Source organism: Acetobacter sp. KSO5 (assembly GCF_044094635.1).
Classification (GTDB): domain Bacteria; phylum Pseudomonadota; class Alphaproteobacteria; order Acetobacterales; family Acetobacteraceae; genus Acetobacter; species Acetobacter cerevisiae.
In genome coordinates, this window is sequence record NZ_CP172014.1 from 1,001,185 (window position 1) to 1,019,929 (window position 18,745).

The following is an 18,745-nucleotide window of genomic DNA, read 5'->3' on the forward strand; positions in this document are numbered from 1 at the left end:
TCTTCGCCGCCGCAGCCCGTTCTCTTTTCAGCTCGCCTGATCGAGACCGTTTTTCTTGCGGAAAACGTCGGCCGAGATATGGGCCGCTTCCAGAATATGCTCGCGCGTGAGGCGGGCGGCGAGGTCGGCATCCCGCGCGCGGCAGGCTTCCAGAATGGCCAGATGCTCGGCGTCCGTCACGGTCTTGCGGCCATCCAGCACCAGATGCCCGCGAATGTAACGGTCCAGCCGGTTGTGCAGATCATCAATCATTTCCAGCAGGCGCGGCTTGCGGGCGGCGGCATAAATAGCGTTGTGGAAGGCCCGGTTCAGCGCGCCGGAGGGGCGCGTGGTGTCCGGGTTGTGCGTGCCTTCTACAAAGGCCTCGTAGGCATCTTCTATATGGGCAAGGTCTACGCGGGTCAGGTTCGCGACCGCATCCCGCGCAGCCTGCTCTTCCAGCAGGGCGCGGATTTGCGAGTATTCCAGAATGTCCGCAGCATCCAGCCCCATGACCATCGCACCCCGGTTGGGCTGGAAGGTCACCAGCCCTTCGGCTTCCAGATGCTTCAGGGCTTCCCGCACGGGAATAATACTGACGCCAAACCCTGCGGCGAGTTCGGACTGGGGCAGCGCCTGCCCAGCGCGCAGGCTATCCGCCAGAATGGCTTTGCGCAGAGCGTCGCAAATGGTTTCCGATGCCTTGCCGTGGCCTGCAAACTCGGTCTGGTGAAAAAGACTGGCCGGCAGCATGGACGACGGCTCCCTTCGGATCGTTTCTGACTCGTGACTATCTATCATAGTCAGCAGAGGCCTTCTGTCCAATCAGTTTGCATAAAGCTGCCGGAACAGGGGCTTGGGGTCTTTGGTCACACTATCGTGAACGGCGCAGAGGGGGCGGTGTCCGTGGTTTGGGGCCTGTGGAAAGGTGGAACCAGACGTGGGTGGCAGAGGATCTGACGCAGTCCTCTGGTGTGCTGCGAGAGGCAGAGTGGTCTGGCGGATAAAGCCGAGGGTTCTGCTTTGTGGATAAGGCCAAAAGCGCCTCTCTCATCAAGGTGTTTTGTTATCAGATCAAAAATGGGCGTGGTGAGGATGCAAGCTGGAATGGCGGTCTACGCCCTGCCCGGTGGCAGGAAGGAGGCAGGCGGACAGGCCGTTTTTTGCCCCGGTTGCGCCGCGTGTTTGTCAGAAAGCAGAGGATTATCTGTGGTCTGCCATGCTCTTGGTGCGCAGGGGGCTGGCTTGATCTTTCCCGAATTTGCAGGCCAGTTTGGCGCATATTCCGCTAGGGAGATTCTGAATGAAACTGATTTCCGTACGTGCCCTGTCGGCGCTTGCTGTTACGACTATGCTGGCCGGCGCGCCGCTGTTTGCTCATGCTGCCGATACCCCGGCTCCTGTCTCCAAAGGGGGCGAGCAGGCTGAATCTGGCGCCAAAACGGCGACGCTGACCGATACGGACCTGTCCGGTTATGTTGGTTCCATTGACCCGGCTGAAGTGGGTGGCCTGCTGAACTATTGTACGCAGGGCAACTACGTTCCTGATTATGACGACGCCTTCAAGGTGCTGCAGTCCTATAATCAGAAAACCAACGCCGTGCCGGACGGTCAGGAAGGCAACATGTTCTACGCCCGTGGGACAACAGGCCAGCTGCAGGCTAATGGCAAGACCTATTCCATTGCCACGTCCAGCATTCCTGTGCGCCAGAAAACCTGTAAGGCCGTTCTGGATCGCGCCAAAGCCGCTCTGTAAGGCATCGCCTTATCTCTCTTTTGGGCTGAAGGGGTCTGCCTCTCAGTCCGGAAGAGCAGGGGTTTGCAAGGAGGTCAGTCGCATCGCGGCTGGCCTTTTTTGTGTTGTAATGACCAAAGTTTAATAGTCCTGATCAAGTCGGTGTGCCTTTCCCCCTTGCTCCCGATGTGATCAAAACCATTCTGCCCCTGCAACCAGACAGAGCAGGGCATAAAGAGATAAGGAGCGGAACGAGCGTGCCAGAAGCGTTTAAAGCTCCGGCTGGAGCAGGTCTGACAGCCGGGCAATATGGGGATATGGTGCAAAAGGCGCATCAGGATCCTGAGACCTTCTGGCTTGAGCAGGCCCGTAAGCTGGCCTGGGATGTTCCCCCGCAACAGGCGTCCCGCTCTGACTTTAACAATGATGTGCGCATTGACTGGTTTTCTGACGGACGGTTGAACGTCTCGGAAAACTGTCTGGACCGGCATGTCCGCACCCAGCCCGATAAAGTCGCATTGATCTGGCAGGGGCAGGACGAGGACCAGAAGGAAAGCCTGACCTATCAGGAGCTGCATGCCCGCGTCTGCCGCCTTGCTAATGTGATGCGGCGTCTGGGTGTGAAGAAAGGTGATTGCGTTGCCATCCATCTGCCCATGGTGGCGGAAGGGGTGATTGCTATGCTGGCCTGCGCCCGCATTGGGGCGGTGCATGTGGTGTTGTTTGGCGGCTTTTCTGCAGATGGTCTGGCCGAGCGCCTGAGCGACAGCGGGGCCGTGCTGGTGCTGACGGCAGATGTGGCGCGCCGGGGCGACAAGCGTATTCCCAGCAAAACCACCATGGATGACGCCATTACGCGCTGTGGCGCGGAAAGCCGTGTGCAGCACGTTCTGGTGGTTGCAGTGACCGGCACCGATGTGCCCATGCAGCCGGGGCGGGATCTGTCTTACGCGGATGAAGTGGCGCAGGAGCTGCCAGACTGCCCGGCGGAAAGCATGAGCGCGCTGGACCCGCTCTTTCTGCTTTACACATCCGGCAGCACCGGTAGGCCCAAAGGGCTGGTGCATGGCTCTGGCGGTTATCTGGTCTGGGCGGCGTTCACGCATGCTACAGTGTTTGACCATAAGCCGGATGACATTTTCTGGTGCACGGCGGATACCAGCTGGATTACCGGCCATACCTATGTGGTCTATGGCCCGCTGGCCAATGGCGGCACCATTCTGGTGTATGAAGGTCTGCCCTCATGGCCCGCGCCGGGCCGCTGGTGGGATGTGATCGACCAGTATGGCGTGACGGCCTTCTATTCCTCCCCGACAGTCGTGCGCGCTGCCATGCGGGAAGGGGATGATGTTGTGCGCAGCCGTTCACTGGCCAGCCTGCGGGTGATTGGCACAGTGGGCGAGCCCATCAGCCCGGAAGCCTGGCAGTGGTTCCATGATGAAGTCGGCAAAGGCCGCTGCCCGGTGGTGGATACCTGGTGGCAGACGGAAACCGGCGGCGTGATGATTACCGCCGCCGCTGGCTGTGTGACACCGCGCCCCGGTGCCGCGTGCCTGCCATTGCCGGGGGTAAGTGCTGCACTGCTGGATACACAGGGGCAGCTGGTCGAAGGTCCGGGCGAAGGGCTGCTGTGCATGGCGCGCTCATGGCCGGGGCAGGCTCTGTCCATCTGGAAAGACCACGACCGTTTCCGGCAGACCTACTTCACCACCTGTCCGGGCTACTACTTCACCGGGGATGGCGCACGGCGGGAAGCGGACGGCTATTACTGGATTACGGGCCGCGTGGATGATGTTGTGAATGTGTCCGGCCACCGGATTGGCACGGCGGAAATTGAAGATGCCGTGGCGATGGACCATGAGGTGGTGGAAAGTGCCGCTGTCGGTATCCCGCATGACCTGAAAGGTCAGGGGCTGGTGGTCTTTGTGGTGCCGAAGGAAGAGGGCGTGTTCCACCCGTCCGCCGTCAATCGTGCCGTGGCCGCCGGGGTTGGGCGTTATGCTGTGCCCGAGAAAATCTATGTGGTGCGGGACCTGCCCAAAACACGGTCGGGCAAGATTGTCCGCCGTCTGCTGCGTAAGATTGCAATGCAGGATCTGGAAGGGCTGGGCGATTTGTCCACGCTGGCAGACCCCGACATTGTGCCGGAACTGATTGCGCTGGTGAAGGCGCAGGCTGCGTAAACTCTGCCTTGAATCACACAGCAAAAAGGGGGCGGCCTATGTGGCCAGCCCCCTTTTCTGTCTCAACACTCAGGCGGATGTGTTCAGATTATTTGGTATTGGTGCCCGGAGCCGGGATCAGCTGCGCGCGCACTTCACCATGTGGGTGGGATGCCGTGCCCAGACCCACAAACAGCTGGCCGTGGCGATACAGATCAATCTGGTCTGCGCTGAGGGTGAGTGTGCCCGTCAGCGGCGCAACATACGGGCCTTTCAGGTCCGCAACCTTTTCAGCAGTTTTGGACAGGTCTTTTGCGGCCATCAGTTCAGCGCCGGTCACCGGGCCGGAGAGGTTGTTCCAGGTGATGGTGTAGCTGAGCAGATTGTTCTCGGTTTCCAGCGTGGCACGCACGCCACCCGTTACCCGGGCTGCCGGGGAGGCTTTCTCGCTGGCAAAAATGCCTTCGGACTGGATGGTTTCTGCATGGGAAAGAGCTGGCGCAAAAGCCAGAGCACCGGTCAGCAGGGCAGCGCTAAGCGTAAAATGTTTTTTTGAAATCATAATCGTCTCCTGTCGAAGTATAATTGTCTTACAGAAGGTCTAAACGCGCTCTTTCTAAAAAGGTTCCAGGTTTGGTTTTTAGAAAAATTCTGAAAGAGCGCATGTCTGTGTTGTGATGGGCGTATTTATTTCTAAGGTAAGCTCTGGTTAATAGTTTTGAAGGCGTTATTTTTCACTATTCAGACGGCGCGATGGGAGCAAAACGCGGCACACCGTTTACGGTTTCCTGCCACATGGCCAGTGGGCGCACCCAGTAATCCCCGCGCGCTTCACTGCGGTAGGTGACAAGCCATTCCTCGGTCTCGCTGTGGCGCCCTACGCAAATCACGGTATAAAGTCCGCCTTTATAATGTCGGTACGGGCCGGGGCGCGGATGGTCGGGTTCGGGTGTATCGAACGTATTGGGATCGTGCATTTTCATGGTAGTCTTCTGTTCCACAGCTTGCGGGAGGATCGCAACCTTGAACCGACATGTTCTTTCAGGCCGGGTGCTGGCAGGCCTTGCCGTGCTGGCGTTAAGCGCCGTGCCCGGCTATGCCGCCACACAGGGAAAGGCCAGCACGCACAAAAGCAGCGCGCATAAAGGGCATGCCAGCAAGGGGACGGCGCAGCAGAGCGGGACCCCGGTGGTTATGACCAGCCAGCCCGGTTCCGCGCTGGATAAACAGGCCCGCATCCTGAATGCGGAAGATCTGGCCTCCGCCGCCCGCCACCATGAAAAACCGCTGGTGCTGATTGGCTCGGCCCCCCTCTCCACTACGGGGAAGAGTATTGGCCTGTTTGTGCAGGTGCAGTCTGCCAGCCTGTGCGGCTCCGCAGGGTGTTCGACAGACGTTTACCTCCAGCAGAAGGGCAACTGGACCAAAGTGCTGGATTCCGTGAGCGGCCCCATCAGCCTGCTGCCCACAACGCATGGCATCATGAAAGATATTCTGGTGGACGGGTCTGATCGCTGGATCTGGAAAAAAGGCACCTATACCGACACTCTGGTAGCCACTGACCTTCCGGGCTTTAAAACGTCCATCCGTCGCCATCAGGCGGCTATGAAAAAAAGCGGCCATCCGGTTTCTGAATAAAGACCCTGTTGGACAAGCCAGCCCGGCCCAATGTGGCCGTTGGCTGGCTGTGATGGCCTGAAATAGAACGGAGACTGCATGCCGGATAAAAGGCACCCCCCGACTGCCAAAGGCAGCCTCGGGCGTACCCTGCTGAAAACACTGTGTACTGTCGCGCTGACGGCTTTGCTGATTGCCCTGCTGCGGGAAGGACTAAGCCTGCTGCCGTGGGTGGACCGCAAAACTGGCCAGCATGCCGGCTCGGCTGTGCTTCAGGTTCTGGCCGCTGACGGCAACGCCAGCCAGCAGCAGATGATTGCCGCTGGCCTGATGGTGTTGTGTTTCCTGCTGGCGATTGTTCTGGTGCGCTGGGGCGAGCGGCTGTTAGACCGCAGCCGCTGAGGCGGCCCCGGCCTGCGACCAGAAAAACGTCAGCTCATGCTTGTTATGGGCCAGATGGCGCAGGCTGCCGCCGGGAATGGCCTCAAAGGCTGTCACGGTCTCATGATCCGTTTCGCCCTGAAATTTGACCGTCAGCACCATGTTTTTGGTGCGGCCTGACTCAATCCAGCGTCTGGCGAGCGCCAGCAGGCGGGCCGGATAGGCGATGATATCGGAAAACACCCAGTCCACTTCCGGGAAGGAAGACGGTTCCAGCCCAAAGGCGCTGCCCTGCTGGAACTGCACATGCGGCATGGCGGCCACAGCCGGGTCCAGCGGGGCGCGGTCAATGGCCGTAACATCCGCACCAAGTTCGGCAATAGCCCATGTCCAGCCGCCGGGTGTAGCGCCCAGATCCAGACAGGTTTCACCCGGTTGCGGCCAACGGCGCAGCAGGGTGCAGGCTTCCCACAGTTTCAGATAAGCGCGGGATGGAGGGCCAGTCCGGTTTTCCACAAATTTTGGCGCACCGTTGATAAACGGGCTGCTCTTGCGAGCGGAAAACAGCATGGTCTCCGGGCTCAGCAAGGTCCACGCGCCCAGCGGTGCAGTGGGCGCTGCCGTCGGGAAGGTGAGGAGGGCGGCTTTGATGGGAGGCAGATTGTCTTCAATCAGCGCAGCGCGGCGGAAGAAGTCGGCGGCATAAAGCCCCCAGTTTCGCTGGCGGGCACGCAGGATTTTTGCGGCCCCTTTGATGGAGGGAATGGTGACCAGTTCCGGCTCTTCCCACACATCCAGCGCCCAGGGTGAAAATACGGAGGGTTGGGAGGATAAGGCAAGCTGGCCGTGCCAGCGGTCCACGCTCACGCCGCGCCGCTGCAAATCCTGCTCCAGAACAGCCTCCAGCCCTTCCGGGCCAAGCCATGCACCGCGAATAGCCTCGGTCATCCGCGCACCCATCCGGCAGCAAGGCAGAGCCAGGACAGAATAAGAATGCTTCCCCCGGTCGGGGCCACGTGGGCAGCATGCTGGCCGGTAAAGGCGGTGTAATACACGCCGCCGCAGAACAGCAGTGTGCCTAGCAGAAGTCCGCACCCGCCAAGGGCCAGCGGTTTGGTCGGGCGGTCCCGCGTGGTCAGGCCAAGCACCAGCAGGGCGAGGGCGTGCCACATCTGTATTTCCAGTGCGCCATGCGCCATCAGGCGGCCACCGGGGCCGAAATCAGCCTCGGGCAGATGGGCGGTGAGCGCGCCCATAATGGTGCCGGTGCCAGCAAGCAGAGCGCCGCAGACGCGCCATGAACGGGGAAGACTGGATAATGAAAGCATGATGCCGCCTTATAGAGGCAGAACCGGGCAGGGCGGAAGCAGAAACCTGCCTGCAGGAAAAGGGATGAGCGTATGACTATCCGCATTGATCGTGTTGTGACCCGTGGGGGAGATGCCGGGCAGACGTCTCTGGGCGATGGTTCCCGGGTGACTAAGGATAGTGCCCGGATTGAAGCCATGGGCTGTCTGGATGAACTGAATGCCGTGGTCGGGCTGTTGCGCAGTCATGTGCCGGCAGACAGCAAAGATGCCACGCAACTGGCGCAGCTCCAGAACTGGCTTTTTGATATGGGGGCTGATCTGTGCCAGCCGGAAAGCCCCAAAGCGCAGAAAGCCAGTCGCCTGAGCGGGGAGATTGTAGTGGAGCTGGAGCTCTGGGTAGAACAGTTGCGGCAGGCGCAGGCTCCGTTGACCAGTTTTGTGCTGCCCGGTGGCACGCAGGCCGCCGCATGGGCGCATCTGGCCCGCACCCAGACTCGTACAACAGAGCGGCGTGTGGTGGCTCTGGCGCAGCAGGAGGCGCTGAACCCGGAACTTTTAAAAATGCTGAACCGGTTGTCTGATTATTTCTTCGTGCTGGCGCGGCATTTTAATCAGGATGGCAAGACGGATCTTGTCTGGACACCAGCAGCACAGCGGCCAGCGGTATAAAATCAGTTTTACGGGTGGTTGTTTTTCTAAAACCACCCGTGTTTTTGAAGTAATAACACTAAAAAATGATTATGCTCTTCTGCTGAGTGCTTTTTAAAAATACAGTCCATTTTGCAAAGATATTTTAAGATTTCTTCTTGCTCTGTTTTAAGCAGGTCAGGCGGTATGTTGCGCTAAATGACGGATTTTTCATAGAAAACATGGGCGCTATTCCCAGAAACCCTTTGAAAACCGGGAAATGCGTGATAAGCAGGAACGACAAACCCGTCTGAGTGCTTTTAAAGCTAAGGCAGGTCTTTACCAACAAATATCATGGAACCTGTTGGGTCATACCCACCTTGCCCTGGGCAGGGAAAAACGTTTTCCGGGTTGCTCTGGCTGGAGTGGGCGCATCGTCCAGCATCAGTTTTGTGTGGCAAATCCGGTTTTCATGTTTGACAGAGTCAGGAAAGTATAAAGAAGCGTGACTTCCGAATTTATGAAGACACCGTCATTTTTATCCACCTCACGGGGTGACGAAAAACGTGATGAGGCTTTTGAAGAAGCCTCCCTGCGCAACGCTCTGGAACGGCTTGGATCGCCCAGCCGCGCACGTGCAGGAACGCCCCGCCCCGCAGCAGATCCCGCTCAGGGCAAACGCCGCCGTTTTGTAAAAGATGGTGATGTGCAGGTAGAGAAACATTCTCTGGCACGCACAACCCCTCGCACGCTGGCCATGCCGCGTACGGCGACGACATCGCGCGCTGTGCATTTTTCCGATGAAGAAAACTCGGAAGTTTCCAAACTGCGCCGCCAGCTGGCTGACGAAAAACTGCGCGCGGAAGAAGCAGAACGCCAGATTGAGTCGATGCAGACCACGCAGCGCGGACTTGAAACCCGGCAGGCCCATGCGGATATCATGGTGCGTGAACTGAAAGCCAAGCTGGCCGAGCGTGAGGAAGAGCTGACCGAAGCCGGGCGTAACCTGCGGAGTGCCCAGCGCACCGTGGAAGCGCTGGAAGAGGAAATGCAGGCTCTGCGCAAAAAGCTGGAAGCGCGCCCGCGTGGTCGCCCGCGCCTGAAACCGCTTGAACCTGCGGTGGAAGAAGACGAGGTGCTGGTGGTGGAAAATGATGAACCGCAGCCCGTTAAGTGGTGGAAAGACTGAAATCCTGACACATTTTGCAGTAAAGTGCGGGCATGAAGAATAATTCTGTCACGCCCGCACTTGTCGTTCTGGTGGTGGATGTCGCGCTCGGGGTGGCGTTCGTCTTGCTGCCTCCGGTGGTGATGAGCTTTCTGACGCTGCTCAAAGATGTGTTTGGCGTGCTGATCCTGCCGTTTACCTTCCTGTTCGGGCTGGCTGGCTGGTCGTCAGACATGTCCTCTCTGGACAGTGTGATGGGCGGCCTCACGCCAAGCATGTTGCGCCATCCGTTCCGCGCCATCATCGCAGCGGCCTTCATTGCCGTTGGCGGCCTGTGCTCTGTTCTGGCCTGTAGCAGCCCGCGCGCGGCGCATGTGGAGCGGATTATCGCCCCGCTTCTGACCATTGCGGCCATTGGACTGATGGGCGTGGAAGTGGGCGTAATCCTGCTGCCAGCCCTGCTGCTCCAACTCTCCGCGCTGCGTTATCCTGAAATGGATTTCTTCTCGCGCAACAAATAAGTGCGGGTTTGCGTGATCGGCTTTTAAAGCCGTCTGGGCGTTGAAGTCTCCGCCCAACTTTATCAGTCTTTATGAACAGCGCCTGTCCTGAAATTATCTGGGCAGGCGCTGTTTTTTTGATCTTACGGAAAAATCTTACCCGGATTCATCAGGGTTTTCGGGTCCAGTGCGGCTTTGATCTTGCGCATGGCATCCAGTTCCGCGCCACCGCGCCAGGACGGCATCATGTAGGTTTTCAACTGCCCGACACCATGTTCGGCAGAGAAAGACCCATCCAGCGTGCGGACAATGTTGGCAACGGTGTCCATCATGGCATGGTCCTGCGCGAGGAAGGCTTTCGGGTCCATGCCCTCAGGCTGCACCAGATTAAAGTGGATGTTGCCATCCCCAATATGCCCGAACGGAGCCACGCGTATGCCGGGGATCAGCGCCTCACAGGCTGCCGTCGCTTTGGTAATGAATTCCGGAATGGCGGAGAGTGGGACAGAGACATCGTTTTTGACGGAAGCCCCGGCGCGCTTCTGCGCTTCGGCATGTTCCTCACGAATCACCCAGAGTGCCTGACGCTGGCCTTCGCTTTCTGCCAGCACGGCGTCTGTTACCAGACCGTCTTCCAGAGCCTGCCCCAGAACTTCTTCCATCAGCGTGCGCAGGCTATCATCCGCGCGCGGGCTGCCAAGTTCCACCAGAGCGTAAGCCGGGGCGGGTTCGGAAAGCGGCAGGGAGGCCCCTTCAATCAGGCTGTTCACCAGCGCCATGCTAGTGCCGGACATATATTCAAACGCCTGAATGGCTGCCGGGTCCTGCTTGCGGAAGGCGGCGAACAGGTTCAACACACCCTGCGGGTCAGCCAGCGCGCACAATGCGGTCTCGCGGGAGCGCGGCGCGGGCTGAAGCTGAATGATAGCCGTGGTGATAATCCCCAGCGTGCCTTCCGAGCCAATCAGCAACTGCCGCAGGGCGTAACCGGTATTGTCCTTGCGCAGGCGGCGCATCAGGTTCAGCACCTGTCCGTCCGGCAGAACCGCTTCCAGCCCCAGAGCCAGCTCTCGCGCATTGCCGTAGCGCACGGTGTTGTTGCCGCCTGCGTTGGTGGCCAGAATACCGCCAATTTCAGCAGAACCTTCAGAGGAAATGGAGAGCGGCAACATCAGGCCTTCCGCTGCTGCGGCATCCTGTGCGGCTTTGAGGGTCACACCTGCCTCCACCGTCATGGTCAGGTCAGCATGGTCAATGGCGTGCACCCGCGTCATGCGGTTGGTGGAAATGACGACAGCCTTACCGCTGTCATCCGGCGTGGCACCGCCCACCATGCTGGTATTACCGCCCTGCGGCACCATAGGCACGCCGTATTCTGCACACAGGGCCACGGCTTTTGCGCATTCTTCTGTATTGGCAGGGCGCAGCACAGCAGAGCAGCGGCCATGGTAAAGCATCCGCCAGTCTGTGCAGAACGGGTCCGTATCCCCGGCCTCAGTCAGCAGTCCCGACGGACCAAGCAGTTCAGACAGAGCAGCAAGAAGAGCGGAGGGCAGGGACGTGTCGGACATGGGGCAAGCCTTGATCGGGAATCAGAGTGTCATAAAACAAGAGACTGTGAACAGATCACGCATTTTTCTTAATAAAGGTAGCGTGCGTTATCTGTCACGGGATGAAGCGCAGTATAAAACAGGTGGAAAAGCTGGGTGCCGGCAATGCCTGCCAGCAATCCGGCCATAACGGCGACGAAAATAATCATCAGCCGGGGGTAGCTGTTCTCCATCATCTTCATGCTGAGCATGTGCCTTGCTTCGGCATGCGCTGTCTGCATGACATGCAGTTGAGATTTCAGATTTTCATTATTACCGCGTACAATGCGCAGATTATGCTCCATCCGGTTCAGCACTTCTCCGCGGTCATGTAACTGGATACGGAGGGTGTGAATGGTACTTTCCAGAGTGCGGATTTCGGTGTCTTCCCGCGCTTTGCGGGCGGCGGTCAGGCGCTCAATATCCGGGGCGAGGGCCTGGAACAGGTTTTTCAGTGCGCCACCTGTAATGCCATCCCGGCGGGCACGGGCCTTGATGGCTTCAAGCGCTGTCTCCGACTGCCCCTTTTGGTCTTCCAGCACGAGGGCCAGAATATCGGACAGGATCTTGATTTCTCTGGGGTCCATCTGGCTCATGGTGCATCAGGTTCTGCTGGCCGGGGGGCGGCGGCACGGTGCAGACGGTCCTGAATGGCAAGACCAAGCCCGTGCGCAGGGATGGGCTGCACGGCAAGGCCTGTCAGCTCAAACGTCGGTTGCTGGCTATCCAGAAAGCGCAGGCCGGAAAACAGGCGGGAGGCCGCTTCTTCCAGATTACCCGTGGGGCTGAGGTTCCATGTCACAGCAGCACCCGCTGGCGGAGTGGGGCCAAAAGCCAGAAGCCCTTCCTGCGGGCCAACGCTGGTGGCGTTCAGGCGCACGGGCAGGCTGGGGGCGTAATGGGAGAGCATGCGGCCGGGAGAAAGTGGCGCGGCATCGGCTTCCGTTTCTGGCCGGGCGAGGGGGCCGCACACGGCCTCTAGTTCTTCGACCGAGACACCGCCGGGGCGGAGGAGGCAGGGGCGGTCCGGGTTGGTCAGGTCCAGCACCGTGCTTTCCAGCCCGACAGCGCAGGGGCCGGTATCCAGCACGGCATCAATCCGGCCTGACAATTCTTCCAGAACATGGCTGGCGTCTGAAGGGCTGATGCGGCCAGAACGATTAGCGGAGGGCGCGGCAACCGGACGCCCCACTTCCTCCAGCAAGGCCAGAACCGCTTCACCTCGAGGGACGCGCACGGCCAAGGAAGACAGGCCATCGGCGGCCAGATCGCTCACCGTGCTGCCGGGGGCGCGCGGCAGAACCAGTGTGAGTGGACCGGGCCAGAATTTTTCTGCCAGTTTCTGCGCTAGTGGGTTGGCCTGCACTTGCGTAAAGGCGGCCTCCGCACTCGCAAAATGGCTGATTAGCGGGTTGAAACGTGGGCGGTTCTTGGCTTCAAAAATACGCGCCACGGCTGAGGGTTGTGTGGCGTCTCCGCCCAGCCCGTAAACGGTCTCCGTGCCGAACGCCACCAAGCCGCCGTCCTGCAGAATACGGGCGGCGGTGGCAATGCCAGAAGGGGTGGCAGCAAGGCGTTCGGTCATAAAGGTCAGAGTTTTCCGGTGCAGACAAAGGGCGGGTTTTTCCAGTCCGGCTTGCCGTAAAGCAGCGGAGTGCCATCCAGCAGTGTGATGTGCCCACCAGCGGCTTCCACAATGGCCTGCGGGGCGGCGGTGTCCCACTCCATGGTTGGGCCGAGGCGCGGGTAGAAATCAACAGCGCCTTCTGCCACGCGCGCAAATTTGACGGCAGAACCGATGTTGCCCACGGACGCAATGCGGCGTTCACCCAGATATTCGGCCAGACGTGGGTCATCCGCATAATGGCGGGAGGCCAGAACGCTCAGGCCTTCAGCGGGTGGTGTGCGGGTGTGGATGGCAGTGGTGCCGTTTTTGTCACGGCGCTGGGCGGGCAGGCCGACGCCGCCGGTATAAAGCTGATAGTAAGCGGGGAGGGCCATCGCCCCCAGCACGGCGCGGCCATTGCGCACAAGGCCGATATTGACGGTAAAGTCATCCCGCCCGGCGGCAAACTCCCGCGTGCCGTCCAGCGGGTCCACCAGCCAGTAGGCCTCGGACACAGCGCCGCGCAGCCCGGAGGCCACTTCTTCTTCCGCAATTACCGGAATATCTGGCACGGCAGCGCGCAGGCCCTTGAGGATATGGGCTTCTGCCGCATGGTCCGCTTCCGTCACCGGCGAGGAGTCGGTTTTGGTCAGCGTTTCAAAACCCCGCGCGCGAATGGTGCGGATAATTTCGGCGGCTTCATCCGCCAGTCTGGCGGCGAGGGCCAGCAGGTCAGCGTCGGTATGGGTGCTCATTTGTCCATCATACGCCAGGAACGGCGGCGCGTCATGCCCTGCCTGTTTTTTTAAGAGCCGGTTCGGCTGCCCTATTGCCAAGGGGCGAGGCGGGACGTACCCAAGTCAGGCAAAAGCTAAGACGTCTTAAGGAGGCCAGCGCGCTATGCTTCAGATTTCATTTTCTCCCGAGACCCTGCCCGATGGTGGGGCACTGGCTCTTCTGCTGGCCGAAGGGCAGGACCGCCCCGCCATTTTTGACGCCGCAGACAAAGCCACCAACGGCGCACTGACCCGCGCTGCCGAAGCCGATGATTTTACCGGCAAAGACGGTTCCACCTGCGTGGTGCTGGCACCGGGCGCTGGCTTTTCCCGCATTGTGCTGATTGGCGTTGGCAAGCTGGACGCTTTCGGCGCGAAAGAAGCTGAAGCCGCCGGTGGTATTGCCGCCTCTGCTTTTGGCGCGCAGGAAAAGGCAACGGTTGCGCTGGGCAATGTGCCGCAGGGCTTTGCTGCGTCAGTCGCGCAGGGGGCTGTGCTGGGTGCGTATCACTTCTCGCTGTATCACAGCGCTCCGGCGGTTGAGAAAAAGCACCGTCTGGCAAGCGTGACGGTTCTGACGGCTGATCCGGCCGCAGCAGACGCCGCGTTCGCTCCGCTGGCCGCTGTGGCGCGCGGTGTGATCCTGACGCGCGATCTGGTGACGGAACCGGCCAACGTGCTGAACCCGGAAGAATTCACCGCTCGTGTGACCACGCTGCGCAGCCTTGGGCTTGAGGTCGAAGTGCTTGAGCAGGCTGAGATGGAAAAGCTCGGTTTTGGCGCGCTGCTGGGTGTGGCACAGGGCAGTGCAAACGCACCGCGCACGGTGATTATGCGCTGGAACGGCGGCGCGAAGGATGAAGCCCCGCTGGCCTTTATTGGTAAGGGCGTGACGTTTGATTCCGGCGGCATTTCCATCAAGCCGGCTGCCGGCATGGAAGAAATGAAAGAAGACATGGCCGGTGCTGCCACCGTGACCGGCCTGATGACAGCGCTTGCTGGCCGTAAGGCGAAAGTGAATGCTGTTGGCGTGATCGGGTTAGTGGAAAACATGGTGTCCGGCACGGCGCAGCGCCCCGGTGACGTGGTGCGCAGTGCCTCTGGCCAGACCATTGAAGTGCTGAACACGGACGCCGAAGGGCGCCTCGTGCTGGCAGATATCCTCTGGTATGCGCGGGACCGCTTTGCGCCGAAGCTGATGGTGGATCTTGCGACACTGACGGGGGCGATCATCATCAGCCTTGGCCATGAATATGCAGGCCTGTTCTCCAATAATGACGACCTTTCTGCCAACCTGACGGCAGCGGGCACGGCAACGGGTGACAAGCTGTGGCGTATGCCGATGGGCGCTGAGTATGACGCCATGCTGAAATCCGACATTGCCGACATGAAAAACATCGGCGGCCGTCCGGGCGGTTCCATCACCGCAGCGCAGTTCCTGAAGCGCTTTGTGGGTGAAACCCCGTGGGCGCATCTGGACATTGCCGGAACGGCCTGGAGCAAAACCCCGCGCAACGGCCAGCCCAAAGGTGCGACCGGCTTTGGCGTGCGCCTGCTGAATGAGTTTGTGCAGAAGAACTACGAAACCGTTTGAGGTTTTCGGATTTTATGTGACGAGAAAAAGGGCCTCTTTTGAGGCCCTTTTTTGTGTGGGGATGGCCGCTCTCGCCTCAAGCCGGACTTCGCAGGCAAGGTTTGCGCTTCCGGAAAGCTGACATGCGTGCTCAGCATGCGAATGTTGGTTACCGCCAATCCCGGAGGAGCGATTTACCACCCGCCTCATGACTCTCCTGGCGTATCGGTTGGGCGGGGCCGTAGTACATGCGCCAGATAGCGAGAAAGCTGTTGCTCCAGTCCATCGGGAGAAAATATTCCGGCGATATAAGTGTCCGGACGCACGAGCACCCAGTGACCGGGTTCGATCCCGTATGCTTCGGCGATATGGCATGCCAACAAAGTTCGCGATACGATTTCTGAAGTTTTTCTGATTATACTTCATCGGCTACCCTCCCGAAGAGTCGGTTAACGCGCGATAACCCCAGCTACAATCCCCCAAAAACCTGAAACACGCCATGTAACATAGGGTCTCGGGTTATCATCGCATCTGCAAACTTGGCTAGGGTTCATCAGTCGAGTAAACTTATCTTCAATCTCGGAGTAGCGTCCCAGTTAGAACTTCGCTCTCCGCTTGAAAACACTGTTTTCCCAGAGAGTTAGACATGGAATCCAATCTTGGTAATATTATAATAAGCGCGGCTAGCGGAGGGACACTTCCGGTAATCTGGCACATGATACCAGAGGGAGTGAAAAGTAGGTGTGGACAAGGCTTTGACCGCTTAACAGGTAGGCTTACCCGCAAATGGGATCAAGAAGACAAAAAGGAAAACGCAGATGTCGATGATGACATCAAGAGAGAAGGCAATAAATCAGAAGCTCAGAGAAAAGTTCTTGATCTTCTTGTGCCCGATGTAGCCAAAACGATATCTGCCGACCCCGTGCTGTTGGAGCGCGCTACCATCGAAATGATGGGCGATGCTTACCGTAAACAGGAAAACAAAGATGCTGTGGCCGAAGAAGCCCTCAAAGATATTGGAGAAAAACATACAGATAATTCCAGCACAAATGAGGCTTTGGATGAGGACTGGCTCAACTTCTTCTCATCATATGCAGAGAAAGCCACTTCAGAACGCACTCGACAGCTTTGGGGCCGTATTCTCTCCGGCGAAGTGAGACACCCCGGCCGCTTTTCTTTACCCACCTTACGACTTTTGTCTGAGATTGATCAGAAAACTGCGGCGAGTTTTGTTGAAATCTCGTCATTTGCCATAGGGAATGCGATTTATTTTCCAAAGGAATATAAATCTGAACACTTCTCAGATCTCTTACGACTAGAAAATGCGGGACTGATTAATGGCATTAGCTCCCCTCTTGCAGTGGTATTTAAAGAAAAGTCCGCTTCTACAGCACAAATAGTAGATGAATATTTTATTGTATTAATAAAAACAAACGAAAATAAAATAGAAAACTTAAGAATAGGCGCAATATTCCTTACTGATACGGGTGCAGATCTTATAAAAATCATTGATAAACCACAAAACAACCCTGATAAAATGGCTAAGTTGGAAGATGTACTGAAAGAAAATATTTCTATCTCAAGGTACTCCATCCATAAAATAACGCACAAAAACGGAAACAACTTAAACTACGAGATGAATCCAATATCCTCTTGGGATAGGAAATAACCACCAAATCGCATCACAACCTGACAGCTAAGGCTTGGGGGGATTTATCGTGAGTGAGCGATTGCTGCGGCGAGATGGATCATGGTGCTGAAACTTGCATCGGTTTTGTCGGCCCGCATAGCGATGCGTTTGAATTTTTTGAGCTTGCAGAAGAAGTTCTCGATCAGGTGGCGCCATTTGTGGTAGTTTGGGGTAATCAACCGATCATGCGGGGCATTATTATGGGTTGCCCTGATACGCTTCTGCGGGCCGAACCGGCGTTAACGTGGAGGGTTTTTACTAATGGTCATTAAGCGATTACTTAACGAGGGGGTAACGCTGTAGATCGTCTAACTGTTGTTTATGGCAGGAGTAAACTGCGCTGGTATTGGCGGAGATGTCCGCTTCTAAGCGTCCGTTCTGTGAAGCCGACCTTCTACTTCCCCCCTCTCCATATCAGTCCAATTTGAAAAAACAATTGTCTTACTCATAATTGATATATACTGCCGCGGTTGCAGACAGAACTCTGCAACCGCAATCGAACAGGTTCAGAAAGCTTAAGGTTTTTTCTTCACCGCCGGCGGAAGCTGCGCAGAAATCCGCCCAGCCTTAATTGCGGCACAGAACGCTTTCCAGTCGGCTTTGGTCTGGTCGGCGTAGGCGGTGGAGAAGGTGGCGATGGCGTCGGCAAAGGCGCGGCCTGCGCCGAGGTAGCCGGAAAGGGTGGCAACGTCGCCAGAGCGGGCGTGGGCGCGGGCCAGTGTGCGGCCACACAGCAGGGCATAGTCTGGTAGGCCAATCTGGGCAAATTCCGTGCCAATGGCGGCCAGTCGCTGGTCTTTCAGGCGGCGAACGTAAAACTGGCGCTGGCCAATGGGCTGGGTGCCGGTCTCACCGTCCACTTCATCCGTGCCGCCACTATGCGTCCAGCCTAGAAAAGCGTCAGATGCCGTCTGCATAATCCGCTGCCCCGTCACCACCCGTTCACCCTGATTGCGGAACGGGGAGGGGGCCAGATACGGGGCCAGAACAGAGGTCTGCGCTTCCTTGATCTGGAGCAGCAGAACCTCATTATCCGCCGTGGCAAACAAACCAATGGCACAGAAGGTGCCCACGCTGCCCACGCCCACAACTTTAAAAATCACATCCTGCAATGTGTAGCGGGAGAGCAGAATGGCGCGTTCCGGCGGCTGTGTGGCGAGGTAGCGGGCAAAGGCGGCGCGGATCGTGTCATCCTGTTCCGGCAGGCGCACCACCAGCGGCGGCTTTTCCGTCAGGCGCGGGGTGCCGCAATCCTCCGCCACAAGGCCGAAGTGGCTGCGCGCACTTTCCAGTCGCGCATCCAGCAGGCTTTGAACCTTTTTGCGGGCCTGCTTGTCCTGAAAACCGGCAATGGCGGCGGAAAGGTCAATCCGTTCAGCCCAGATCGCCAGCGGGTTCAGCGGGGCCAGTTTCGCCATTTCCTGCGCATACGTCTGGGCCATGGTGCGGGCCAGCGCGCGGGAGGCATTTTCGGACAGGCCGCCTTCACGTCCGGCCAGCACCAGAGAAGTGCCTAAACGCTTCACGTCCCATTCAAAGGGGGCGGAGAGTGTTTCATCAAAATCATTGATATCAAAAACAGGGATGCCTTCTGGCGAGGCATAGCTGCCAAAATTGGCCAGATGGCAGTCGCCACAGCTCTGCACTTTGGGGCCAGCAGAGAGCGTTCCGGCCAGATCGGACGCCATCACCGCAGCCGCCCCACGCAGAAAGGCGAAGGGAGAGGCCGCCATGCGTGCATACCGCACCGGCAACAGAGCGGTGATGCGGTGTGTGCCCTGTTCCATAAGGATGGAAACCGGGTCCTTCCTGTTTTTAGGGGGCTGCCAGTCTGCCTGTTTGGTGCGGGGCGCGCTCTTGCGGAGCTTCACGCCCTCAGCATGGCGAAGGGCGCGGGGGCGGAGGCGGGCGGGCTGGACCGTGGGGGCAGATGTCATAAGACAAATTTAGGCACAGCCCGAAGGCCGTGCCAACATGTGAACGCCCTAGCCGGTCAGCTATGCGCCGCGTTCACTGCAAGCGCGGCGTTACA

General features: G+C 58.5%; 20 protein-coding genes. 10 read left to right on the forward strand and 10 right to left on the reverse strand.

Annotated elements, in window-relative coordinates; genetic code table 11:
• Positions 1 to 27: 27 nt before the first annotated feature.
• Entirely contained in the window at positions 28 to 732 is a 705-nt protein-coding gene (locus ACHQGU_RS04585; RefSeq protein WP_395496013.1) for a GntR family transcriptional regulator, read from the reverse strand.
• Between the two features lie 550 nt (positions 733 to 1,282).
• Here ACHQGU_RS04585 and ACHQGU_RS04590 point away from each other — a divergent pair.
• Positions 1,283 to 1,735 carry a DUF2501 domain-containing protein gene (locus ACHQGU_RS04590; RefSeq protein ID WP_062140601.1) on the forward strand — a complete coding sequence of 151 codons (453 nt, stop codon included), beginning with the start codon at positions 1,283 to 1,285 and terminating at the stop codon, positions 1,733 to 1,735.
• A 296-nt stretch (positions 1,736 to 2,031) separates the two neighbouring features.
• Positions 2,032 to 3,897, forward strand: a complete 1,866-nt coding sequence (gene acs, locus ACHQGU_RS04595; protein ID WP_395496379.1) for an acetate--CoA ligase — start codon at positions 2,032 to 2,034, stop codon at positions 3,895 to 3,897.
• Between the two features lie 88 nt (positions 3,898 to 3,985).
• On the opposite strand, the gene ACHQGU_RS04600 is transcribed toward acs, so the two are convergent.
• Together ACHQGU_RS04600 and ACHQGU_RS04605 are read right to left on the reverse strand one after the other, a co-directional pair.
• Positions 3,986 to 4,438 carry a CHRD domain-containing protein gene (locus ACHQGU_RS04600; protein WP_062248341.1) on the reverse strand — a complete coding sequence of 151 codons (453 nt, stop codon included), beginning with the start codon at positions 4,436 to 4,438 and terminating at the stop codon, positions 3,986 to 3,988.
• Positions 4,439 to 4,613: 175 nt separating this feature from the next.
• Entirely contained in the window at positions 4,614 to 4,859 is a 246-nt protein-coding gene (locus tag ACHQGU_RS04605; protein WP_395496014.1) for a DUF1653 domain-containing protein, read from the reverse strand.
• A 40-nt stretch (positions 4,860 to 4,899) separates the two neighbouring features.
• Between ACHQGU_RS04605 and ACHQGU_RS04610 the strand changes: the two genes are divergently transcribed.
• Together ACHQGU_RS04610 and ACHQGU_RS04615 are read left to right on the forward strand one after the other, a co-directional pair.
• On the forward strand, positions 4,900 to 5,514 hold the full coding sequence (locus ACHQGU_RS04610; RefSeq protein WP_395496015.1) for a hypothetical protein: 615 nt from the start codon (positions 4,900 to 4,902) through the stop codon (positions 5,512 to 5,514).
• 78 nt (positions 5,515 to 5,592) lie between these two features.
• The gene (locus ACHQGU_RS04615) at positions 5,593 to 5,895 is read left to right on the forward strand and encodes a hypothetical protein (protein WP_062140607.1); all 303 of its coding nucleotides are present in this window, start codon (positions 5,593 to 5,595) and stop codon (positions 5,893 to 5,895) included.
• Here the strand turns inward: ACHQGU_RS04615 and ACHQGU_RS04620 are convergent.
• Positions 5,878 to 6,822, reverse strand: coding sequence for an SAM-dependent methyltransferase (locus ACHQGU_RS04620; protein WP_395496016.1), 945 nt, complete (start codon positions 6,820 to 6,822; stop codon positions 5,878 to 5,880). The genes ACHQGU_RS04615 and ACHQGU_RS04620 overlap by 18 nt on opposite strands.
• On the reverse strand, positions 6,819 to 7,202 hold the full coding sequence (locus tag ACHQGU_RS04625; protein ID WP_395496017.1) for a DUF423 domain-containing protein: 384 nt from the start codon (positions 7,200 to 7,202) through the stop codon (positions 6,819 to 6,821). The genes ACHQGU_RS04620 and ACHQGU_RS04625 overlap by 4 nt, the downstream gene beginning before the upstream one ends.
• A 72-nt stretch (positions 7,203 to 7,274) precedes the next feature.
• Here ACHQGU_RS04625 and ACHQGU_RS04630 point away from each other — a divergent pair, with 72 nt between their 5' ends.
• The 3 genes from ACHQGU_RS04630 to ACHQGU_RS04640 all read left to right on the forward strand — a co-directional run bounded on the left by ACHQGU_RS04630 (position 7,275) and on the right by ACHQGU_RS04640 (position 9,500).
• The gene (locus tag ACHQGU_RS04630; protein WP_395496018.1) at positions 7,275 to 7,853 is read left to right on the forward strand and encodes a cob(I)yrinic acid a,c-diamide adenosyltransferase; all 579 of its coding nucleotides are present in this window, start codon (positions 7,275 to 7,277) and stop codon (positions 7,851 to 7,853) included.
• Positions 7,854 to 8,316: 463 nt separating this feature from the next.
• On the forward strand, positions 8,317 to 9,000 hold the full coding sequence (locus tag ACHQGU_RS04635; RefSeq protein WP_231866198.1) for a V-type ATPase subunit a family protein: 684 nt from the start codon (positions 8,317 to 8,319) through the stop codon (positions 8,998 to 9,000).
• Positions 9,001 to 9,032: 32 nt separating this feature from the next.
• Complete coding sequence (locus ACHQGU_RS04640) at positions 9,033 to 9,500, forward strand: hypothetical protein (protein WP_395496019.1); 468 nt, start codon at positions 9,033 to 9,035, stop codon at positions 9,498 to 9,500.
• Positions 9,501 to 9,622: 122 nt separating this feature from the next.
• Here ACHQGU_RS04640 and ACHQGU_RS04645 read toward each other — a convergent pair whose 3' ends face one another.
• The 4 genes from ACHQGU_RS04645 to cysQ form a co-directional block, all read right to left on the reverse strand.
• Complete coding sequence (locus ACHQGU_RS04645) at positions 9,623 to 11,050, reverse strand: FAD-binding oxidoreductase (protein ID WP_395496020.1); 1,428 nt, start codon at positions 11,048 to 11,050, stop codon at positions 9,623 to 9,625.
• Between the two features lie 68 nt (positions 11,051 to 11,118).
• Entirely contained in the window at positions 11,119 to 11,664 is a 546-nt protein-coding gene (locus ACHQGU_RS04650; protein WP_062140641.1) for a hypothetical protein, read from the reverse strand.
• Positions 11,661 to 12,653, reverse strand: a complete 993-nt coding sequence (locus tag ACHQGU_RS04655) for an L-threonylcarbamoyladenylate synthase (protein WP_395496021.1) — start codon at positions 12,651 to 12,653, stop codon at positions 11,661 to 11,663. The genes ACHQGU_RS04650 and ACHQGU_RS04655 overlap by 4 nt, the downstream gene beginning before the upstream one ends.
• Positions 12,654 to 12,658: 5 nt before the next feature.
• A complete protein-coding gene (gene cysQ, locus ACHQGU_RS04660) occupies positions 12,659 to 13,429 on the reverse strand; it encodes a 3'(2'),5'-bisphosphate nucleotidase CysQ (RefSeq protein ID WP_062140645.1) in 771 nt (256 codons plus the stop codon).
• 145 nt (positions 13,430 to 13,574) lie between these two features.
• Here cysQ and ACHQGU_RS04665 point away from each other — a divergent pair, with 145 nt between their 5' ends.
• The 3 genes from ACHQGU_RS04665 (at position 13,575) to ACHQGU_RS04675 (ending at position 16,985) form a co-directional block, all read left to right on the forward strand.
• Positions 13,575 to 15,044, forward strand: coding sequence for a leucyl aminopeptidase (locus tag ACHQGU_RS04665; RefSeq protein ID WP_395496022.1), 1,470 nt, complete (start codon positions 13,575 to 13,577; stop codon positions 15,042 to 15,044).
• 625 nt (positions 15,045 to 15,669) lie between these two features.
• Entirely contained in the window at positions 15,670 to 16,692 is a 1,023-nt protein-coding gene (locus ACHQGU_RS04670) for a DUF2806 domain-containing protein (protein ID WP_395496023.1), read from the forward strand.
• A gap of 53 nt (positions 16,693 to 16,745) precedes the next feature.
• Entirely contained in the window at positions 16,746 to 16,985 is a 240-nt protein-coding gene (locus ACHQGU_RS04675; RefSeq protein ID WP_395496024.1) for a hypothetical protein, read from the forward strand.
• 243 nt (positions 16,986 to 17,228) lie between these two features.
• Here the strand turns inward: ACHQGU_RS04675 and ACHQGU_RS04680 are convergent, their stop codons facing one another.
• Positions 17,229 to 18,650, reverse strand: a complete 1,422-nt coding sequence (locus ACHQGU_RS04680) for a DUF2252 domain-containing protein (protein WP_395496025.1) — start codon at positions 18,648 to 18,650, stop codon at positions 17,229 to 17,231.
• Positions 18,651 to 18,745: the final 95 nt, after the last annotated feature.